Below are 16,322 nucleotides of genomic sequence, written 5' to 3'. Positions count from 1 at the left end.
TGTCGGGACAGGCAACACGCATATAAAGAGGTCTTTATATCTTTATATCGGCTGAAAGCGTTACATTTCCTCGCCGAAGCGGTTGGCAACGAGCGCCTCCAGCGCCGAAACCACTTCGGCCGCCTGCAGACCGGTGGCGCTGACATGGACGGAACATCCCGGGCTGGCGGCCAGCATCATCAGCCCCATGATCGACGTGCCGCCGACGGTCATGCCGTCCTTGGAGACGGTCACCTCGGCGTCGTAGCCGTCGACGGTCTGCACGAATTTCGCCGACGCGCGAGCATGGAGGCCGCGCTTGTTGATGATGAGGAGTTCTTTCGTGACGGACATGGTCGAACCGTGGGTGGAGTGAGCGTCGTTCATTTACCGCTGAGGACGCGGCTGGCGACGTTGATATATTTCCGTCCCGCTTCGGAGGCTTCCAGAAGCGCGCGCTCCATGTTTCCGTCGTTGCGCACGCCGGCAAGCTTGATCAGCATGGGCAGGTTCACCCCGGCGATGACTTCGACCGAACCGCTGCTCATCACGGATATGGCGAGGTTAGACGGCGTGCCGCCGAACATGTCGGTCAGGATGATGACGCCCTGGCCGCGATCCGCACGCTGTGCCGCTTCGAGGACATCCTGCCGGCGCTGGTCCATGTCGTCTTCAGGGCCGATGCAAACGGTTTCGATCGCCTCTTGCGGCCCCACGACATGTTCAAGTGCGAGGCGAAACTCTTCCGCCAGCTTGCCGTGGGTGACAAGCACCAGTCCGATCATATGCACCGCTCCAATTGCCCAAAATATCGGCAGCCGTACATACCGCACTGCGAAAAAGACGTCCACCGTTGGGGAGGTCATCTTGTCGATGAATAGGCCGAGCGCAAGTTAAAAATGCCCCGGACCCGGCAATTCGCGACGCTTGCATGTCAATTTCGCGCGAGAACGGGCAACAAAAGCAGCAATCTCTCGAAGCAGTCGAACCCGTCATCGATGGGCAGGCGGGTAAGGGGGAGGTGCCGCCCCGGCATCAGGTCGTACTCTTCCGCTTCGGGCGCGATACGCTCCGAATATGGCGGCCGCACGAGGCCGATCGCATGCGAAAGGATGGCGGCGGAGATGCTCGGAACGCTGACGATCGCAGCCCCCCGTATCTCGGCGAGGCCGGCAATGGTCGGAGGAGGGCGGGCGATGACGGATGTGCCTGCGAGCGACACCATGACCTGGTCATCGGCGACGAGTGCGGAAAAGAGGCCGCGCGCGCCGGCCCTGCCGATGCAATGCAAGGCCGCGGCCGTCTTTCCCGAGCCGGATGGACCGACGAAGATGAGGCCCGTGGTGCCGATGACGATTGCGGTGCCGTGGACGTTGACCGCCCGGCTCATTTGCCGCGGCCCGCCGGCAGCGAGAGGATGAAGCGCGCACCCTTGATCTCGCCGGTGCCGCGGTCGATGATGTTCTCTGCCTTCAGCGTACCGCCGTGCGCTTCGGCGATCTGTCGCGAGATTGAGAGGCCGAGGCCGGAATTCTGCCCGAAGCCCTCGCTCGCCGGTCGGTCGGTGTAGAAGCGCTCGAAGATGCGGTCGATGTCCTCCGCCTGGATACCCGGCCCGTTGTCCTCGATGCGAACGATGCGCCGGCCGTTGCGACCGTTTGAAAGCCGCACCACGATCCGCCCACCCTGCTCGGGAACGAAGGAGCGCGCGTTCTCGATCAGGTTTGTGATGATCTGGCCGATGCGCAGCTCGTAGCCGCTGATGTCGAAGCGCGCCTTGGGGTTGTCGTTGCGATCGACGACGAAGTCGAGGATCACAGGCTTCTTGTTGCTGCGCACCTGGCGCGAGATATCGACGAGGTCACCCAGCACTTTCTCGAGATCGACGGTCTTGGCGTCGCTACGAGCCAGTTCCGCATCGAGGCGAGATGCGTCGGAAATGTCGCTGATGAGCCGGTCGAGACGGCGGACATCGTGCTGGATGACGTCCATCAGACGCTTCTTCGATTCGTCGGTACGCGCCAGCGGCAGCGTCTCGACAGCACTCCGCAGCGATGTGAGCGGATTTTTCAGTTCGTGGCTGACGTCGGCGGCAAAACTCTCGATCGCGTCGATGCGGTCATAGAGTGCGGTCGTCATTTCGCGGATGGCGACCGAGAGGTTGCCGATCTCGTCCTGCCGCGACGAGAAGTCGGGAATTTCCTCGCGCTCCTTCGCGCCGCCGCGGCGGACGCGGATCGCTGCCGCCGACAGACGGCGGAGCGGATTGGCGATGGTGCTGGAAAGAAGCAGCGACAGGAACACGTTGCCCAGTGCCGCCACGCCGAAGACGCGCATGATCGCGAGGCGCTCGGCATGGACGATCTTGTCGATGTCGCCGGCCTGCGTCGAGAGCAGCAGCACGCCGAGCACGGCGCGGAAGCGCTGGACGGGCACGGCGACCGAAACGATCAGCTCGCCCTTGTCGGTAACGCGTACGACGGCGCCGCGAACCCCGGTCAGTGCGTTCATCACCTCCGGGTAGATGGAACCGTCGCCGCCAGGCGCCTCCTTGTACTCGGGGAGATTGCCCGGCTGCAGCACCCGGTTGAACCACGCGCTGAACCGGTCGAAGAACGAGCTTTCCTCCGGCTCCACCGGCGGCAGGTCGAAACGCAGCACCTGTCCCTGAGTGTAGAGATGGCGCGAATCGAGCAGCAGGTTGGCGTCGGTGTCGTAGATGCGTGCCCGCACGCGTGCCGGCGAGATCAGCCGCCGCAGCACTGGGGCCACGCGCTCGGGATTGATCGGAAAGTCGAGGTCCTCGTCGTTCGGAAGCGGCGTGATGCTCTGGCCCGCCTGCAGCTCGAGCAGCTTTTCCGGATCGACGGTGATCGAGTTGGTGTCGACGGATGCCGATGCCGAGATGGCGCCGGCGATGATCTCGCCCTGCGTCAGCAGGCTTTCGACGCGGGCATCGATCAGGCCTTCGCGGAACTGGTTGAGATAGAGAATTCCGGCGACCAGCACGACGAGCGCGACGAGGTTGAAGAACAGGATCCGCCGCGTCAGGCTGGAAAAGACCGCATTGCCGAAAATGCGGCGAATGAGTTTGAACGGATAGGTCCAGTAGGAGCGCACAGGCCGCGGGCCCGGGCGGCCGTCCTGGTCGTCCAGCTCCTTGTCCAGCGAGTTTTGCGCTACTGCAGTCAATTCCTTCGACCGGCCCCTGGCCGCCTCCATCCCGGCTGGGATGCCACCGCCGCCCATGCCGATGCAAGAAAATTCGAACGGTGACGGCGGCTTTCCGGCCTGTCGGCCCGCCTGGGTGGCGTTCAGGCCGATTCGCGGAACCGGTAGCCGACGCCGTACAGCGTTTCGATCATATCGAACTCGCCATCGACCATCTTGAACTTCTTGCGCAGCCGCTTGATGTGGCTGTCGATCGTGCGGTCGTCGACGTAGACCTGCTCGTCGTAGGCGGCATCCATCAGCGAATCGCGGCTCTTGACGACGCCGGGACGTTGGGCCAGCGCGTGCAGGATCAGGAATTCCGTTACGGTCAGCGTGACCGGCTCGCCCTTCCAGGTGCAGGTGTGTCGCTCCTGGTCCATCACCAGCTGGCCGCGCTCCAGCGAGCGTGCCTGGGTGTCGCCCGGTTTCGCCGGAGCGACGACGCCCGCCGCCGCAGCCTCCCGGCTCGAGGCGCGTCGGAGCACCGCCTTGACCCGTTCGACCAGAAGCCGCTGGGAAAAGGGCTTGGTGATGAAGTCGTCCGCGCCCATCTTCAAGCCAAAGAGTTCGTCGATCTCCTCGTCCTTGGACGTCAGGAAGATCACCGGCAGGTCGGATTTCTGGCGCAGCCGCCGCAGCAGCTCCATTCCGTCCATGCGCGGCATCTTGATGTCGAAGATGGCCAGTTGCGGCGGACGGGCCAGCAGCCCGTCGAGCGCGGAGGCGCCATCCGTATAGGTTTCGACGCGGTAGCCTTCGGCTTCCAGCGCGATCGACACCGACGTCAGAATGTTCCTGTTGTCGTCTACTAGTGCGATCGTCTGCATCCTGCTGGTCTCCATCGTCATGTGCGCCTCACTGATTTGCTTAGGGGCCTGGCCCGGGCGATCGTTATGGTGCGCTTCCTTGGGGGTAAACGTGGAACAAATTGTGGCAATCGCTTCGGTGCGACAAGAGGTGCGTGAAAAGATAGTCCTCTCTGACGTCATTTAAATCGATTTTCTAAACGATTTAAAATGTCATACATATTGTTAAATCGATTAATATACTGATATCATTGACTTATTCTAAGTGACGGCTTGCCTTTTGCTGCCGCAAAGATTAGCTTGCGGTCAAATTCTCTCTCTCCCCTTAAATCGCGAAGGAAAACTCGGCCATGAAGGAACTGGGCATTCGCAACCCCTCGTACGGCCTCGATGCGATCGGTTTCAAGGATGTGGCGACTGTCCGCTACAACCTTGCCGAAGAGGAACTGTATGATGAGGCGTTGGCTCGAGGCGAAGCCGTCAAGACTGCCCACGGCGCCTTGCGCGCGCTGACCGGACAACACACAGGTCGCTCGCCGAAGGACAAGTTCGTCGTTCGCGATGAGAACACGACCGGCCAGATCTGGTGGGACAACAACAAGGAGCTGTCGCCCGCGCATTTCGAGGCGCTCAGACAGGACATGCTGGCGCATGCGGCCGGCAAGGATCTGTTCGTGCAGGACCTGATCGGCGGCGCAGACAGCGAATATGCCCTGCCCACGCGCGTGGTGACCGAGCTTGCCTGGCACTCGCTCTTCATTCGCAACCTGCTGATCCGCCCGGCGAAGGAAGCGCTGGGCAGCTTTCTGCCGAAGCTGACCATCATCGACCTTCCCACCTTCAAGGCGGATCCCGAGCGTCACGGCGCTCGCACGGAGACGATGATCGCCTGCGACCTGACCAACGGCCTGATCCTGATCGCGGGTACGTTCTACGCGGGTGAGATGAAGAAGTCGGTCTTCACCGCACTGAACTACATCCTGCCTGCCAGGAACGTCATGCCGATGCACTGCTCCGCCAATGTCGGTCCGGATGGCGATGCTGCCGTCTTCTTCGGCCTGTCGGGTACCGGCAAGACCACGCTCTCGGCCGATCCGACGCGCACGCTGATCGGCGACGACGAACACGGCTGGGGCGAGAACGGCATCTTCAACTTCGAAGGTGGCTGCTACGCCAAGACGATCCGTCTTTCGGCAGAGGCCGAACCGGAGATCTATGCCACCACGCAGCGCTTCGGCACGGTTCTCGAGAACGTCGTGCTCGATGCCAACGGCGTGCCGGACTTCAACGATGGCTCGCTGACGGAGAATACCCGTTGCGCCTATCCGCTGCACTTCATCCCGAATGCCAGCGAAACGGGGCGCTCCGGGCATCCGAAGACCATCATCATGCTCACCGCCGACGCGTTTGGCGTCATGCCGCCGATCGCACGTCTGACGCCCGATCAGGCCATGTACCACTTTCTGTCCGGCTACACCGCCAAGGTGGCAGGCACAGAGCGTGGCGTTACCGAACCCGAAGCGACCTTCTCCACGTGCTTCGGCGCCCCCTTCATGCCGCGCCACCCGACGGAGTACGGCAACCTGCTGAAGGCGCTGATTGCCGAGCATGGCGTCGATTGCTGGCTCGTCAACACCGGCTGGACGGGCGGTGCCTACGGCGAAGGCCGCCGCATGCCGATCAAGGCGACGCGCGCGCTGCTGGCCGCGGCACTCGACGGTTCGCTGAACGGCGCGCTGTTCCGCCGCGATGACAATTTCGGCTTCGAAGTTCCTGTCTCGGTACCGGGCGTCGATACGAAGATCCTCGATCCGCGCTCGACCTGGGCGGACGGCTCGGCCTATGACCGCCAGGCCCGCAAACTGGTCGACATGTTCGTCACGAACTTCGCCAAGTTCGAGGACCACGTCGACGGCGGGGTGCGCGACGCGGCACCCGGCATCCGGGTTGCCGCCGAGTAACGCTGCCCGCCAGCCTCTGAATTCGAGCATGATTCACGTGAAACCCGGCCTCGGCCGGGTTTTTCGCATCTGACAGCGGCCTGACTGCGGCCTGCAGGCCCGTGGCCGCAATTGCCGCGTGCACGGGATTTCGCCGCGGGGCCGCATGCGCTATGCAGGAGGCCAATCGAGGAAATGTCCGTGGCCAGCGACCCGCTACATATCAAGGGATCCATCGTCATTGCCGGCTGGGAACTGACCGAGCAGTTCGTTCTGGCCGGCGGTCCCGGCGGCCAGAACGTGAACAAGGTTTCCACCGCCGTCCAGCTTTTCTTCGACCTGCGCAACTCCCCCTCGCTCAACGACCGGATCAAGGCCAACGCCGCAGGCCTCGCCGGTCGGCGGCTGTCGAAGGACGGCGTTCTGATGATCGAGGCCAATCGGTTCCGCAGCCAGGAGCGCAACCGGGAGGATGCGCGCGAGCGGCTGAAGGCGCTGATTCTCGAAGCGGCGGAACCGCCGCCGCCGCCGCGGAAAAAGACGCGGCCCTCGAAGGGGGCGGTCGAGCGCCGGCTCAAGGAGAAGGCCGGGCGCTCCGGCGTGAAGAAGATGCGCGCCAAGCCCTCCGGAGATTGACGGCAGTGGCGAAAGACGCCTTGAAGAATGCCGGAAATGGCCTAGCTTTTCTCTGGCATTACAGCCAGTTGTGCTTGCGGCCGGCAGCCGGATTTTCAGGAGGAAGTCATGGGCCTATTTAGTTTTATCAAGAATGCGGGGAAAAAGCTCGGTATCGGCGGCGAGGAAGAGGCGCCCAAGTCCGAGGACGTGAAGAAGGAACTGGATTCGTTTGCACTCGGCACGGATAAGGTCGAAGTCTCCGTCGAGGGTGACAAGTGCGTTTTGAAAGGCGTCGTTGCCGACCAGAGCATCTTCGAAAAGGCCGTGGTCGCGGTCGGCAATACGCTGGGCATCTCCAAGGTCGAGGCCGCGGACCTGAAGATCATCCCGCCTGATTCCGGCCTGGAACTCGCAGAGGCCGACATGACGGCCCTCGTCAAGGCCGCGACACCGGCAAGGGAGCCCGTGTTCCACACCGTCAAGAAGGGCGAAAATCTCTGGAAGATCGCCGAGGCTGCCTACGGCAAGGGCAAGGGCGCCAAGCACACCATCATCTTCGATGCCAACCGCCCGATGCTGAGCCATCCCGACAAGTTCTATCCGGGGCAGGTGCTGCGCATACCCGACCTCAACGAAGCCTGACATCCGGCTCAAGGCAGGCAATGGCAACGCACGTGTCTCTTTCAGGGTTCCGCTACCTGCCCGGCTATTTCGACCGGCCGGCGCAGGAGGCGCTTCTGGAGGAGGTTCGCGCCGTTGCCGCTGTGGCACCGCTCTTTGTTCCGACCATGCCGAAGACCGGTCGGCCAATGTCCGTCCGCATGACGAACTGCGGCGATCTCGGCTGGGTGACGGATCGCCAGCACGGATATCGCTATCAGGATCGCCACCCGGTCAGCGGTACCCGCTGGCCTGCCATCCCCGCATCGCTGCTGCGGCTGTGGGACGACGTTGCCGGCTATAGCAAGCCGCCTCAGGCCTGCCTGGTCAATTTCTACGACAGACAGGCAAGGATGGGGCTGCACCAGGATCGTGACGAGCTGAACCTCGAGGCGCCGGTCGTTTCCGTATCCCTGGGGGACCAGTGCCTGTTTCGCATCGGCGGCACCGCGCGCAGCGATCCGACGCGTTCGCTGCGGCTTTCAAGCGGAGACGTGGTTGTTCTGGGCGGCGACAGCCGGCTTGGCTTCCACGGGGTGGACCGGATCTACCCGGGCACGTCCACGCTTCTGAAGGACGGCGGGCGCATCAACCTCACGCTCCGTCGCGTCGAGCCTTGAAGCATGTCGCACAAAAGTGTGCAGCGGTTCTGAGACAACGAGGCGCGCAAGAACAAGGACTGGGACGGGTCGCGCGTACCGCTCTTTCACGCGGTGCGGTCGCGGGGTGAGCGACCGCCGAAAGGACGCTCAGATCTTGCGCAGGCCCACGGTTTCGACGAGATGGTTCTGGCCCTTCTGCAGGATGAGGTCGGCCCGCGGCCGGCTCGGCAGGATGTTCTGGCGCAGGTTCTTCAGGTTGGTGTTCTGCCAGAGCCCCTCAGCGATCGACAGCGCCTCTTCCTCGCTGACCTGCGAATAGCGGTTGAAGTAGGAATCCGGGTTCTTGAAGGCGGTTTCGCGCAACCGCATGAAGCGCTCCACGTACCAGTTGTGGATCAGCGCTTCCTCGGCGTCGATGTAGATCGAGAAGTCGAAGAAATCCGAAACCATGGGCACGACCTTGCCGTCGGCCGGAAGGCTGCGCGATTGCAGCACGTTGATTCCTTCGAAGATCAGGATATCCGGGCGGTGGATGACCTGGAACTGGTCCGGCAGCACGTCGTAGGTCAGATGCGAGTAGGTCGGCGCCTTGACGTTCGGCTGTCCGGCCTTGATCGCCGACAGGAAGCGCAGCAGTGCGCCCATGTCGTAGCTTTCGGGAAAACCCTTACGATCCATCATGTTTTCGCGCTTCAGCACCGCGTTCGGATGCAGGAAGCCGTCGGTGGTGACGAGATCGACCTTGGGGCTGGAGGGCCAGCGTGACAGCAGTTCGGCAAGGATGCGGGCGGTGGTTGATTTGCCGACCGCGACCGATCCGGCGATGCCGATCACGAACGGCGTCTTCGATTCGTCCGACAGGCTGAGGAACCGTTTGCGCTGCTGGAACAGCAGGTGCGACGATTCCACATGGGCGGAAAGCAAGCGGGACAGCGACAGGTAGATTCGCCGCACTTCGTCGAGGTCGATCGGGTCGTTCAGCGAGCGCAGTCGCCGCACCTCGTCGGCCGTCAGCGTCAGCGGCGTGTCGGCGCGGAACTGCGACCATTCCTCGGCGGAGAAGAACCGATAAGGTGAATAATGATGGTTGCCGTAGTCGTCGGGAATGTCCGCCCGGTTCTTGCCATGCAGAGGCTGAGTAATCATTTCGTGCGGCTCGCCTTCTCGGCGATGCCGGACTGGCCGGTCCGCCGCTCCAGTTCGTTCATGATGTCGGAAAGGTCGACGCCGCCGATCTTCAGGACCACCATCAGGTGGTAAAGCAGGTCGGCGCTCTCGCTCACCAGCGCGGCGCGATCCCCCTCGATCGCCGCGATCACCGTTTCCACGGCCTCTTCGCCCAGTTTCTTGGCCGCTTTCGGCTGGCCGGCGGCGACAAGCTTTGCCGTCCACGATTCGTCTGCAGACGCCGCCGCCCGCGTGGCGACGATGCGTTCCAGATCGGCAAGGGTGAATTCGCTCATCGAAAGTTCCTGTCCAGACATTCAGTCGAGCCGCATCGCAATGCCGTGTTCGGCCATGTAGCGCTTGGCTTCGCCGACGGTATAGGTGCCGAAGTGGAAGATCGAGGCGGCAAGGACCGCCGTCGCGTGCCCGTCGCGGATCCCCTCGACCAGATGGTCGAGGTTGCCAACACCGCCCGACGCGATCACCGGCACCGGCACGCGGTCGGCGATGGTGCGCGTCAGGGCAATATCGTAGCCGCCCTTCTGGCCGTCGCGGTCCATCGACGTCAACAGCAGTTCGCCGGCCCCGCGCTCGACCATCTTTTCGGCAAAGGCGACGGCATCGATGCCGGTAGCCTGCCGGCCGCCATGGGTGAAGATCTCCCAGCGGTCCGCCTCGCCCTCGCCCGAAACCTTCTTGGAGTCGATCGAAACGACGATGCACTGGTTGCCGAACTTGTCGGCGGCTTCCGCCACGAAATCAGGGTCCTTCACCGCTGCCGAGTTGATCGAGACCTTGTCCGCACCGGCAAGCAGGAGCTTGCGGATATCGGCAACGGAGCGGACGCCGCCGCCCACCGTCAGCGGCATGAAGCAGTGCTCGGCCGTGCGCGCCACGACGTCGAAGATCGTGTCGCGGTTGTCGGAGGAGGCGGTGATATCGAGAAAGCACAGCTCGTCGGCGCCGGCCGCATCATAGGCCTTGGCCGACTCCACCGGATCGCCGGCGTCCACCAGGTTGACGAAGCTGACGCCCTTGACGACGCGGCCGTCCTTGACGTCCAGGCAGGGGATGACGCGAGCCTTGAGGGTCATGCCGTCTTTCCTTTCGCCGCACGGATCAGTGCCAGCGCTTCCTTCGGATCGATCCGGCCATCATAGAGCGCGCGGCCGGAGATCGCACCTTCCAGTTTGGCGGCATCGGGCTCGAGCATCCGGCGGATGTCCTCGATCGACGCAAGGCCGCCCGACGCGATGACGGGAATGGAGACGGCGTCGGCAAGCTCGAGCGTGGAGGCCCAGTTGATGCCGGTCAGGATGCCGTCGCGGTCGATGTCCGTGTAGATGATCGCCGCGACGCCGGCACCTTCGAACTTCTTCGCAAGCTCGATCACGCCGAGTTCGGACGCCTCAGCCCAGCCCTCGACCGCGACCTTGCCGCCCTTGGCGTCGATGCCCACGGCGACCTTGCCGGGGAAGCGCTTGCAGGCCTCGATGACCAGCGCCGGATCGCGCACCGCGACCGTGCCGAGGATCACCCGCGCCAGACCGCGCGACAGCCAGTTCTCGATGTGGTCGAGCGTTCGGATGCCACCACCGAGCTGCACGGGGTTCCCTGTCGCCTTCAGGATCGCATCGACGGCGGCGCCGTTGACCGTTTCGCCGGCAAAGGCTCCGTTCAGGTCGACCACGTGCAGCCACTCGAAGCCCTGCTCCTCGAAGGCCCGGGCCTGGGCGGCGGGATCGGGGTTGTAGACCGTCGCCTGGTCCATGTCGCCGAGCTTGAGGCGAACGCACTGGCCGTCCTTGAGGTCGATGGCGGGAAAGAGGATCATTTGTCTTTTGTCCGTTCGGTCGCGCGGCTCAGGGCTTCCAGCGCAGGAAATTGGTGATCAGGGCCAGTCCGAGCGACTGGCTCTTTTCCGGATGAAACTGGGCGCCGGCCTTGTTGCCGCGGGCGACGAAGGCGGTCATTGGCCCGCCGTATTCGACCGTCGCGACCACGTCGTCCGGATTTTCGGCCTGCAGGTGGTAGGAATGGACGAAATAGGCGTGCAAGCCGCCATCGCCGGTAGGAATGCCCGAAAACAGCGGATGCTCGCGCTTCAGCGTCAGCGTATTCCAGCCGATCTGCGGAATCTTCAGGTCCGGGTCGGCAGGCGTCATCAGTGTGACGTCGCCGGCAATCCAGTTGAGCCCGTCCGTCACCGTCTTCTCCAGCCCCCGTGAGGACATCAGCTGCATGCCGACGCAGATGCCGAGAAAGGGGCGTCCGCCGAGTTCCACCGCTTCGCGAAGCGCGTCCGTCATGCCTTCGACGGCGTCCAGTCCCCGACGGCAGTCGGCATAGGCCCCGACGCCGGGCAAAACGACGCGATCGGCGGTCGCCACGCGCTCGGGGCGGTCGGTAAGGTCGATCTCCGCCGAAATTCCCGCCTCACGCGCCGCGCGTTCGAAGGCCTTGGTCGCGGACCGCAGGTTGCCCGATCCGTAGTCGATGATTGCCACGCGCATGGTCATTCTCCGTCATAGCCGAGGAGGCCGAGCGCGGGAGGTCGGGCAGCTCCGGTTGTCTTGTCAGTCGGCGGCAGCAGGGCCGCAGCAGATGCGGCTTCCGTCGTCGGCACATCACTGAAGTAGATCTGCTCGGCCGTCGCCAGATCGCGTGCCTGGACAGCACTCCGCAGCGTCCAGTCGCGCGCCTCCAGCGCCCGCACGATCGCCTGCGGGCCTTCCAGGGCCGTCAGCACGGAGACGGCGATTCCAAGGACCAGGCCGGCAAGCGCGAAATCCGGCGTGCCGGAAAGGCTGGTGGCGGCGATCTGCAGCACGATCGCAACGGCGCCCCAGAACCACAGCCGGTGCACGAGCAGCCAGATGGCCGGAAAGAAGAAGGCGGTCCAGCGGAATCCGTCGCGAACAAACGCTGCCTTCTCGGTCGCGGCTGGAGCGCCCGGCGGGGTCAGGATCAGGTAGCTCGCGGTGGTCAAAGTGGTTTGTCCTGCCGGTCTGCCGGTCAGGCCAGCGAACCCTTCGTCGAGGGAATGCGGCCTTGCTGGCGGGGATCGATTTCGGTTGCCGTGCGCAGCACCCGGGCGACGGATTTGAAGCAGGTCTCGGCGATATGATGGTTGTTGGCGCCGTAAATGTTCTGGATGTGCAGCGTGATACCGGCGTTCTGCGCCAGTGCCTGGAAGAATTCGCGCACCAGTTCGGTGTCGAAGGTGCCGATCTTCGGCGCCGAAAACGCTACGTTCCAGACGAGGAAGGGTCGGCCGGAGACGTCGACTGCAGCGCGCGTCATCGTCTCGTCCATCGCCAGGTCGAGCGAGGCGTAGCGGGTGATGCCGCGCCGGTCGCCGAGCGCCTTGGCAATTGCCTGGCCGATCGCAATCCCGGTGTCTTCGACCGCATGGTGGTCGTCGACGTGCAGGTCGCCCTTCGTCTCGATCTCCATGTCGATGAGCGAATGGCGCGACAACTGTTCCAGCATATGGTCGAAGAAGCCGACGCCGGTCGAAATCTTCGAGGTGCCAGTGCCGTCGATCTCGACTGTCACGGAAACGGCCGTCTCGTTGGTCTTGCGGGAAATACTGGCTGTGCGGCTCATGGACGTGCGTACCCTGGTATTCGCAGAAGGTCTTCGCCGTCCCCATATCAGGCGCACGGGCAAAATGCCAGCATTCCCGGATCGCTTGCTTTGCCACCTGCGGAGCCGATTGCAATCGGCATTTCGCCCCCTACATAGGATGCGAGTGAGCCGGCCCATTTCGGGCGGCGCGCGCCCGGCTTCGGCGGGTGCGGAATATTCAGGTGTATTCATATGAGTGAACACGATCCCTACGGAACGATGCACGCGACCACGATCATCACGGTGCGCAAGGACGGCAAGGTGGTGATGGCGGGCGATGGCCAGGTTAGCCTCGGCCAGACGGTCATGAAGGGCAATGCGCGCAAGGTGCGCCGGCTCGGCAAGGGCGATGTCATCGCCGGATTTGCAGGGGCGACGGCAGACGCCTTCACCCTTCTCGAAAGGCTCGAGGAGAAGCTCGAGCAGTATCCCGACCAGCTGATGCGTGCCGCCGTGGAACTCGCCAAGGACTGGCGAACGAACAAGTACCTGCGCAATCTGGAGGCGATGATGCTCGTCGCCGACAAGAACATCACGCTGGCGATCACCGGCAACGGCGACGTATTGGAACCGGAGCATGGTACGCTCGCGATCGGATCCGGCGGCAACTACGCATTCGCGGCCGCCCGCGCGCTGATGGACAGCGACAAGTCGGCTGAGGAAGTCGCCCGCCGCGCGATGCAGATCGCCGGTGATATCTGCGTCTACACCAATCATAACGTGGTCGTGGAGACGCTGGATGCCGAGCGCTAGGCGGTGATCGGCTTCCGGCCGGTGACGGAGGCGGACATGCCGCTTGTCTTGCGCTGGCTGGGAGAGCCGCACGTGCGGCGATGGTGGGGCGAGCCGGAAATGGAGGCAGCCGGGATCAGAGACCATTTCAGCGGTCCCCTGGTCGAACCTTATCTGGTTTTACTCGATGGCAGGCCGATTGGTTACGTCCAGAGCTATGTGGTCGATGGACCCGGGCATCCCTATGGTGACCAGCCGGCCGGAACGGTCGGCATCGACCAGTTCATCGGCGAGCCCTCGCTCATCGGAAAGGGCCTCGGCCCGCAAATGATTGAAGCCTTCGTCGCAGGGCTTTTCAGAAAGGGGGTTCGGCGGGTCGTCATAGATCCGCACCCCGATAACAGGCGGGCGATCCGGGCTTACGAGAAGGCGGGTTTCCACGCATTTGATGAACGACACACAGAGGATGGCCCGGCGCTGATGATGGCCCGGGACCGTCGCCGAAAGTGAGAACGAGATGAGTAATTTTTCCCCCCGAGAGATCGTCTCCGAGCTGGACCGGTACATCATCGGCCAGAAGGACGCCAAGCGCGCCGTCGCGATCGCCCTGCGCAACCGCTGGCGTCGCCAGCAGCTCGGCGACGACCTGCGCGACGAGGTAATGCCGAAGAACATCCTGATGATCGGTCCGACCGGAGTCGGTAAGACGGAGATTTCACGCCGCCTGGCCAAGCTTGCCGGCGCGCCCTTCGTGAAGGTCGAGGCTACCAAGTTCACCGAGGTCGGCTATGTGGGCCGTGATGTCGAACAGATCGTGCGCGACCTCGTCGAGGTCGGTATCGGCCTCGTGCGCGAAAAGAAGCGCGCCGAGGTCGTCGCCAAGGCGCATCTGAATGCCGAGGAGCGCGTGCTCGATGCGCTTGTCGGCGCGACCGCCTCGCCGGCCACGCGCGACAGCTTCCGCAAGAAGCTGCGCAGCAACGAGCTGGACGACAAGGAAATCGAGATCGACATCGCCGACAGCGGTTCGGGCATGCCCGGTTTCGAGATCCCGGGCATGCCCGGCGCCAATGTCGGCGTGCTCAACCTTTCCGAAATGTTCGGCAAGGCGATGGGCGGTCGTACCAAGAAGGTCAAGACGACGGTCAAGGACTCCTACAAGCTGCTGATCGACGACGAGTCCGACAAGCTGATCGACAACGAGCAGATCCAGCGTGAGGCTGTGCGTTCTGTCGAGAACGACGGGATCGTCTTCCTCGACGAGATCGACAAGATCGCAGCCCGTGACGGAGGCATCGGTGCAGGCGTCTCGCGCGAGGGCGTGCAGCGCGACCTGCTGCCGCTCGTGGAAGGAACGACCGTGGCGACGAAGTACGGGCCGGTGAAGACCGATCACATCCTCTTCATCGCCTCCGGCGCCTTCCATGTGGCAAAACCCTCGGACCTGCTGCCGGAACTGCAGGGCCGCCTGCCGATCCGCGTAGAGCTCCGTGCGCTGACGAAGGAAGACTTCCGCCGGATCCTGACGGAGACGGAGGCGAGCCTTATCCGCCAATACAAGGCGCTGATGGAAACCGAGCAAGTCTCGCTCGATTTCACCGAGGACGCGCTTGATGCGCTGGCCGATGTCGCCGTCAAGCTGAACGCCAGTGTCGAGAACATCGGCGCGCGGCGCCTGCAGACGGTGATGGAGCGGGTGCTCGACGAGATCTCGTTCGAAGCGCCGGATTCGGCGGGCAGTATCGTGACGATCGACGCCGAATACGTGCGCAAGCACGTCGGTGCGCTGGCCTCCAACACCGATCTTTCGCGCTACATCCTCTGACAGGGCGACCGGCGGCCAGCCTGCCGGTCCCGCGATTTTGATCGCCGTCTCCTCGACACGCGCCGCGCTTCGCTCTAGAAACGCGGCGTTTTCGTGTGTCTGTGCGGCATCATTCCGACACGATTGGTCTGCATGGGTGCCGCGAAAATCAACACAGGCTGGAAGAGACCATGTCCGAAGGTCCGAGAAACCGCATCGTGCGACATCTGCTGACAATGCTTGCCATTTCCGCCACCCTTCTTGCCGCCGCACCCGCTTCGGCGACCGAAGTGGTGCCACCCGGCAATCGCAATGCCGAGCAGCCGAACGTGCCCGGCGCGTCGGTTCGCCGCACCAAGGCGGGCAAGACGAGCTTCGACGCCAAGTACGACAAGGTGCGCGACCTTTTGGCCGGCGACCGCGAACTGGTCTCCAAGATCAAGTCGGTGGCGGCGCAATATGGCATCGCCCCGATCCACATGGTCGGCGCGATCGTGGGTGAGCATACCTACAACGTCGATGCCTACGACCGTCTCCAGAGTTACTACATCAAGGCCGCATCCTATGCCGGCGACAGCTTTCGCTTCGCCTACAATGGCGAGCGCGTGGATACGTTCGTGGATCGTCCCGAGTTTGCCTCCTGCGAGGGCAAGAAGGGCTCCTATGCGGTATGGTCTTGCCGCGAAACCGTCTGGGACCGCCAGTTCAAGGGCAGGACGGTTAGCGGCGTCGCCTATCCGAACAACCGTTTCAGCGCGGTCTTCTTCCAGCCGTTCTATGCCGGCCAGACGTTCGGCCTCGGTCAGATCAACCCACTGACGGCACTGATGCTGACGGACGTCGTTGTGCGTGTGTCGGGCTACGACCGACTGGACGAAAAGGATGCCGCCGGCGTCTACAAGGCGATCATGGATCCGGATATCTCGCTGGCCTACATGGCAGCGTCGATCCGTCGTTCGATCGATGCCTACAAGCAGATTGCCGACGTCGACATCTCCAGCAATCCGGGCATTACTGCGACGCTCTATAATGTCGGCAATCCCGATGCGCGCGCTGCGGATTTCGCCCGGCGCCGGTCGGAGGGGACCTCGCCCTGGCCGGAGGAAAACTATTACGGCTGGCTGGTGAACGATAAGCTGGCCGAATTGCAGGGGCTGCTCTAGTCTGGATG

20 protein-coding genes are annotated in these 16,322 nt (G+C 63.4%); 8 read left to right on the top strand and 12 right to left on the bottom strand.

Annotation, left to right across the window (positions count from 1 at the left end; all coding sequences use genetic code 11):
- Positions 1-60: 60 nt before the first annotated feature.
- From CRO48_RS06705 to CRO48_RS06685, 5 genes are all read right to left on the bottom strand, one after another.
- Entirely contained in the window at positions 61-366 is a 306-nt protein-coding gene (locus tag CRO48_RS06705; protein ID WP_407071897.1) for an HPr family phosphocarrier protein, read from the bottom strand.
- On the bottom strand, positions 363-764 hold the full coding sequence (locus CRO48_RS06700) for a PTS sugar transporter subunit IIA (RefSeq protein WP_097137572.1): 402 nt from the start codon (positions 762-764) through the stop codon (positions 363-365). Before CRO48_RS06700 ends, CRO48_RS06705 begins: the two co-directional genes overlap by 4 nt.
- 149 nt (positions 765-913) lie before the next feature.
- Complete coding sequence (locus CRO48_RS06695) at positions 914-1,369, bottom strand: HPr kinase/phosphorylase (protein ID WP_097137570.1); 456 nt, start codon at positions 1,367-1,369, stop codon at positions 914-916.
- Entirely contained in the window at positions 1,366-3,099 is a 1,734-nt protein-coding gene (locus tag CRO48_RS06690) for a stimulus-sensing domain-containing protein (protein ID WP_245423459.1), read from the bottom strand. Before CRO48_RS06690 ends, CRO48_RS06695 begins: the two co-directional genes overlap by 4 nt.
- 194 nt (positions 3,100-3,293) lie before the next feature.
- A complete protein-coding gene (locus CRO48_RS06685) occupies positions 3,294-4,019 on the bottom strand; it encodes a response regulator transcription factor (protein WP_097138031.1) in 726 nt (241 codons plus the stop codon).
- Between the two features lie 329 nt (positions 4,020-4,348).
- Between CRO48_RS06685 and CRO48_RS06680 the strand changes: the two genes are divergently transcribed.
- From CRO48_RS06680 to CRO48_RS06665, 4 genes are all read left to right on the top strand, one after another.
- Positions 4,349-5,959 (top strand): phosphoenolpyruvate carboxykinase, encoded by a 1,611-nt coding sequence (locus CRO48_RS06680; protein ID WP_097137568.1) that lies wholly within the window; start codon positions 4,349-4,351, stop codon positions 5,957-5,959.
- Positions 5,960-6,139: 180 nt separating this feature from the next.
- Positions 6,140-6,574, top strand: coding sequence for an alternative ribosome rescue aminoacyl-tRNA hydrolase ArfB (gene arfB / locus CRO48_RS06675; RefSeq protein WP_097138029.1), 435 nt, complete (start codon positions 6,140-6,142; stop codon positions 6,572-6,574).
- A 108-nt stretch (positions 6,575-6,682) separates the two neighbouring features.
- Positions 6,683-7,198, top strand: a complete 516-nt coding sequence (lysM, locus tag CRO48_RS06670) for a peptidoglycan-binding protein LysM (RefSeq protein WP_097137567.1) — start codon at positions 6,683-6,685, stop codon at positions 7,196-7,198.
- Positions 7,199-7,230: 32 nt separating this feature from the next.
- A complete protein-coding gene (locus CRO48_RS06665; protein ID WP_245423451.1) occupies positions 7,231-7,836 on the top strand; it encodes an alpha-ketoglutarate-dependent dioxygenase AlkB family protein in 606 nt (201 codons plus the stop codon).
- A gap of 129 nt (positions 7,837-7,965) precedes the next feature.
- Here CRO48_RS06665 and coaA read toward each other — a convergent pair whose 3' ends face one another.
- Genes coaA through hisB form a run of 7 tightly spaced genes read right to left on the bottom strand, consistent with a single transcriptional unit; the run spans position 7,966 to position 12,594 of the window.
- Positions 7,966-8,964, bottom strand: coding sequence for a type I pantothenate kinase (gene coaA, locus CRO48_RS06660; protein ID WP_097137562.1), 999 nt, complete (start codon positions 8,962-8,964; stop codon positions 7,966-7,968).
- Complete coding sequence (locus CRO48_RS06655) at positions 8,961-9,281, bottom strand: phosphoribosyl-ATP diphosphatase (RefSeq protein ID WP_097138027.1); 321 nt, start codon at positions 9,279-9,281, stop codon at positions 8,961-8,963. The genes coaA and CRO48_RS06655 overlap by 4 nt, the downstream gene beginning before the upstream one ends.
- A gap of 21 nt (positions 9,282-9,302) precedes the next feature.
- Positions 9,303-10,079, bottom strand: coding sequence for an imidazole glycerol phosphate synthase subunit HisF (hisF, locus tag CRO48_RS06650; RefSeq protein WP_097137560.1), 777 nt, complete (start codon positions 10,077-10,079; stop codon positions 9,303-9,305).
- On the bottom strand, positions 10,076-10,819 hold the full coding sequence (gene hisA, locus CRO48_RS06645) for a 1-(5-phosphoribosyl)-5-[(5-phosphoribosylamino)methylideneamino]imidazole-4-carboxamide isomerase (protein WP_097137558.1): 744 nt from the start codon (positions 10,817-10,819) through the stop codon (positions 10,076-10,078). The genes hisF and hisA overlap by 4 nt, the downstream gene beginning before the upstream one ends.
- A 28-nt stretch (positions 10,820-10,847) precedes the next feature.
- On the bottom strand, positions 10,848-11,498 hold the full coding sequence (gene hisH / locus CRO48_RS06640; protein WP_097137557.1) for an imidazole glycerol phosphate synthase subunit HisH: 651 nt from the start codon (positions 11,496-11,498) through the stop codon (positions 10,848-10,850).
- A gap of 2 nt (positions 11,499-11,500) precedes the next feature.
- Entirely contained in the window at positions 11,501-11,974 is a 474-nt protein-coding gene (locus CRO48_RS06635; protein ID WP_176526678.1) for a DUF2628 domain-containing protein, read from the bottom strand.
- A 26-nt stretch (positions 11,975-12,000) separates the two neighbouring features.
- Complete coding sequence (hisB, locus tag CRO48_RS06630) at positions 12,001-12,594, bottom strand: imidazoleglycerol-phosphate dehydratase HisB (RefSeq protein WP_097137555.1); 594 nt, start codon at positions 12,592-12,594, stop codon at positions 12,001-12,003.
- A 213-nt stretch (positions 12,595-12,807) separates the two neighbouring features.
- Here hisB and hslV point away from each other — a divergent pair, with 213 nt between their 5' ends.
- The 4 genes from hslV (at position 12,808) to CRO48_RS06610 (ending at position 16,314) form a co-directional block, all read left to right on the top strand.
- Positions 12,808-13,368 (top strand): ATP-dependent protease subunit HslV, encoded by a 561-nt coding sequence (gene hslV / locus CRO48_RS06625; protein WP_097137553.1) that lies wholly within the window; start codon positions 12,808-12,810, stop codon positions 13,366-13,368.
- Positions 13,369-13,371: 3 nt separating this feature from the next.
- The gene (locus tag CRO48_RS06620; RefSeq protein WP_280952646.1) at positions 13,372-13,857 is read left to right on the top strand and encodes a GNAT family N-acetyltransferase; all 486 of its coding nucleotides are present in this window, start codon (positions 13,372-13,374) and stop codon (positions 13,855-13,857) included.
- Between the two features lie 7 nt (positions 13,858-13,864).
- Positions 13,865-15,172, top strand: a complete 1,308-nt coding sequence (gene hslU, locus CRO48_RS06615) for an ATP-dependent protease ATPase subunit HslU (protein ID WP_097137551.1) — start codon at positions 13,865-13,867, stop codon at positions 15,170-15,172.
- 197 nt (positions 15,173-15,369) lie between these two features.
- A complete protein-coding gene (locus tag CRO48_RS06610) occupies positions 15,370-16,314 on the top strand; it encodes a DUF1402 family protein (protein ID WP_407071900.1) in 945 nt (314 codons plus the stop codon).
- Positions 16,315-16,322: the final 8 nt, after the last annotated feature.

It is taken from the genome of Rhizobium subbaraonis (genome assembly GCF_900220975.1).
GTDB lineage: Bacteria > Pseudomonadota > Alphaproteobacteria > Rhizobiales > Rhizobiaceae > Mycoplana > Mycoplana subbaraonis.
The sequence above is the reverse complement of the archived record's forward strand: the minus strand, read 5'-3'. Positions and strand labels throughout refer to the sequence as shown.

Bases quoted from the DNA above. Each gene is read 5' to 3' on its own strand.
- CRO48_RS06680 (WP_097137568.1), top strand. From the start codon at position 4,349: ATGAAGGAACTGGGCATTCGCAACCCCTCGTACGGCCTCGATGCGATC.
- CRO48_RS06695 (WP_097137570.1), bottom strand. From the start codon at position 1,369: ATGAGCCGGGCGGTCAACGTCCACGGCACCGCAATCGTCATCGGCACC.
- coaA (WP_097137562.1), bottom strand. From the start codon at position 8,964: ATGATTACTCAGCCTCTGCATGGCAAGAACCGGGCGGACATTCCCGAC.
- hslV (WP_097137553.1), top strand. From the start codon at position 12,808: ATGAGTGAACACGATCCCTACGGAACGATGCACGCGACCACGATCATC.
- CRO48_RS06700 (WP_097137572.1), bottom strand. From the start codon at position 764: ATGATCGGACTGGTGCTTGTCACCCACGGCAAGCTGGCGGAAGAGTTT.
- CRO48_RS06705 (WP_407071897.1), bottom strand. From the start codon at position 366: ATGAACGACGCTCACTCCACCCACGGTTCGACCATGTCCGTCACGAAA.
- lysM (WP_097137567.1), top strand. From the start codon at position 6,683: ATGGGCCTATTTAGTTTTATCAAGAATGCGGGGAAAAAGCTCGGTATC.
- hisF (WP_097137560.1), bottom strand. From the start codon at position 10,079: ATGACCCTCAAGGCTCGCGTCATCCCCTGCCTGGACGTCAAGGACGGC.
- hisH (WP_097137557.1), bottom strand. From the start codon at position 11,498: ATGCGCGTGGCAATCATCGACTACGGATCGGGCAACCTGCGGTCCGCG.
- hisB (WP_097137555.1), bottom strand. From the start codon at position 12,594: ATGAGCCGCACAGCCAGTATTTCCCGCAAGACCAACGAGACGGCCGTT.
- CRO48_RS06685 (WP_097138031.1), bottom strand. From the start codon at position 4,019: ATGCAGACGATCGCACTAGTAGACGACAACAGGAACATTCTGACGTCG.
- hslU (WP_097137551.1), top strand. From the start codon at position 13,865: ATGAGTAATTTTTCCCCCCGAGAGATCGTCTCCGAGCTGGACCGGTAC.
- hisA (WP_097137558.1), bottom strand. From the start codon at position 10,819: ATGATCCTCTTTCCCGCCATCGACCTCAAGGACGGCCAGTGCGTTCGC.
- CRO48_RS06655 (WP_097138027.1), bottom strand. From the start codon at position 9,281: ATGAGCGAATTCACCCTTGCCGATCTGGAACGCATCGTCGCCACGCGG.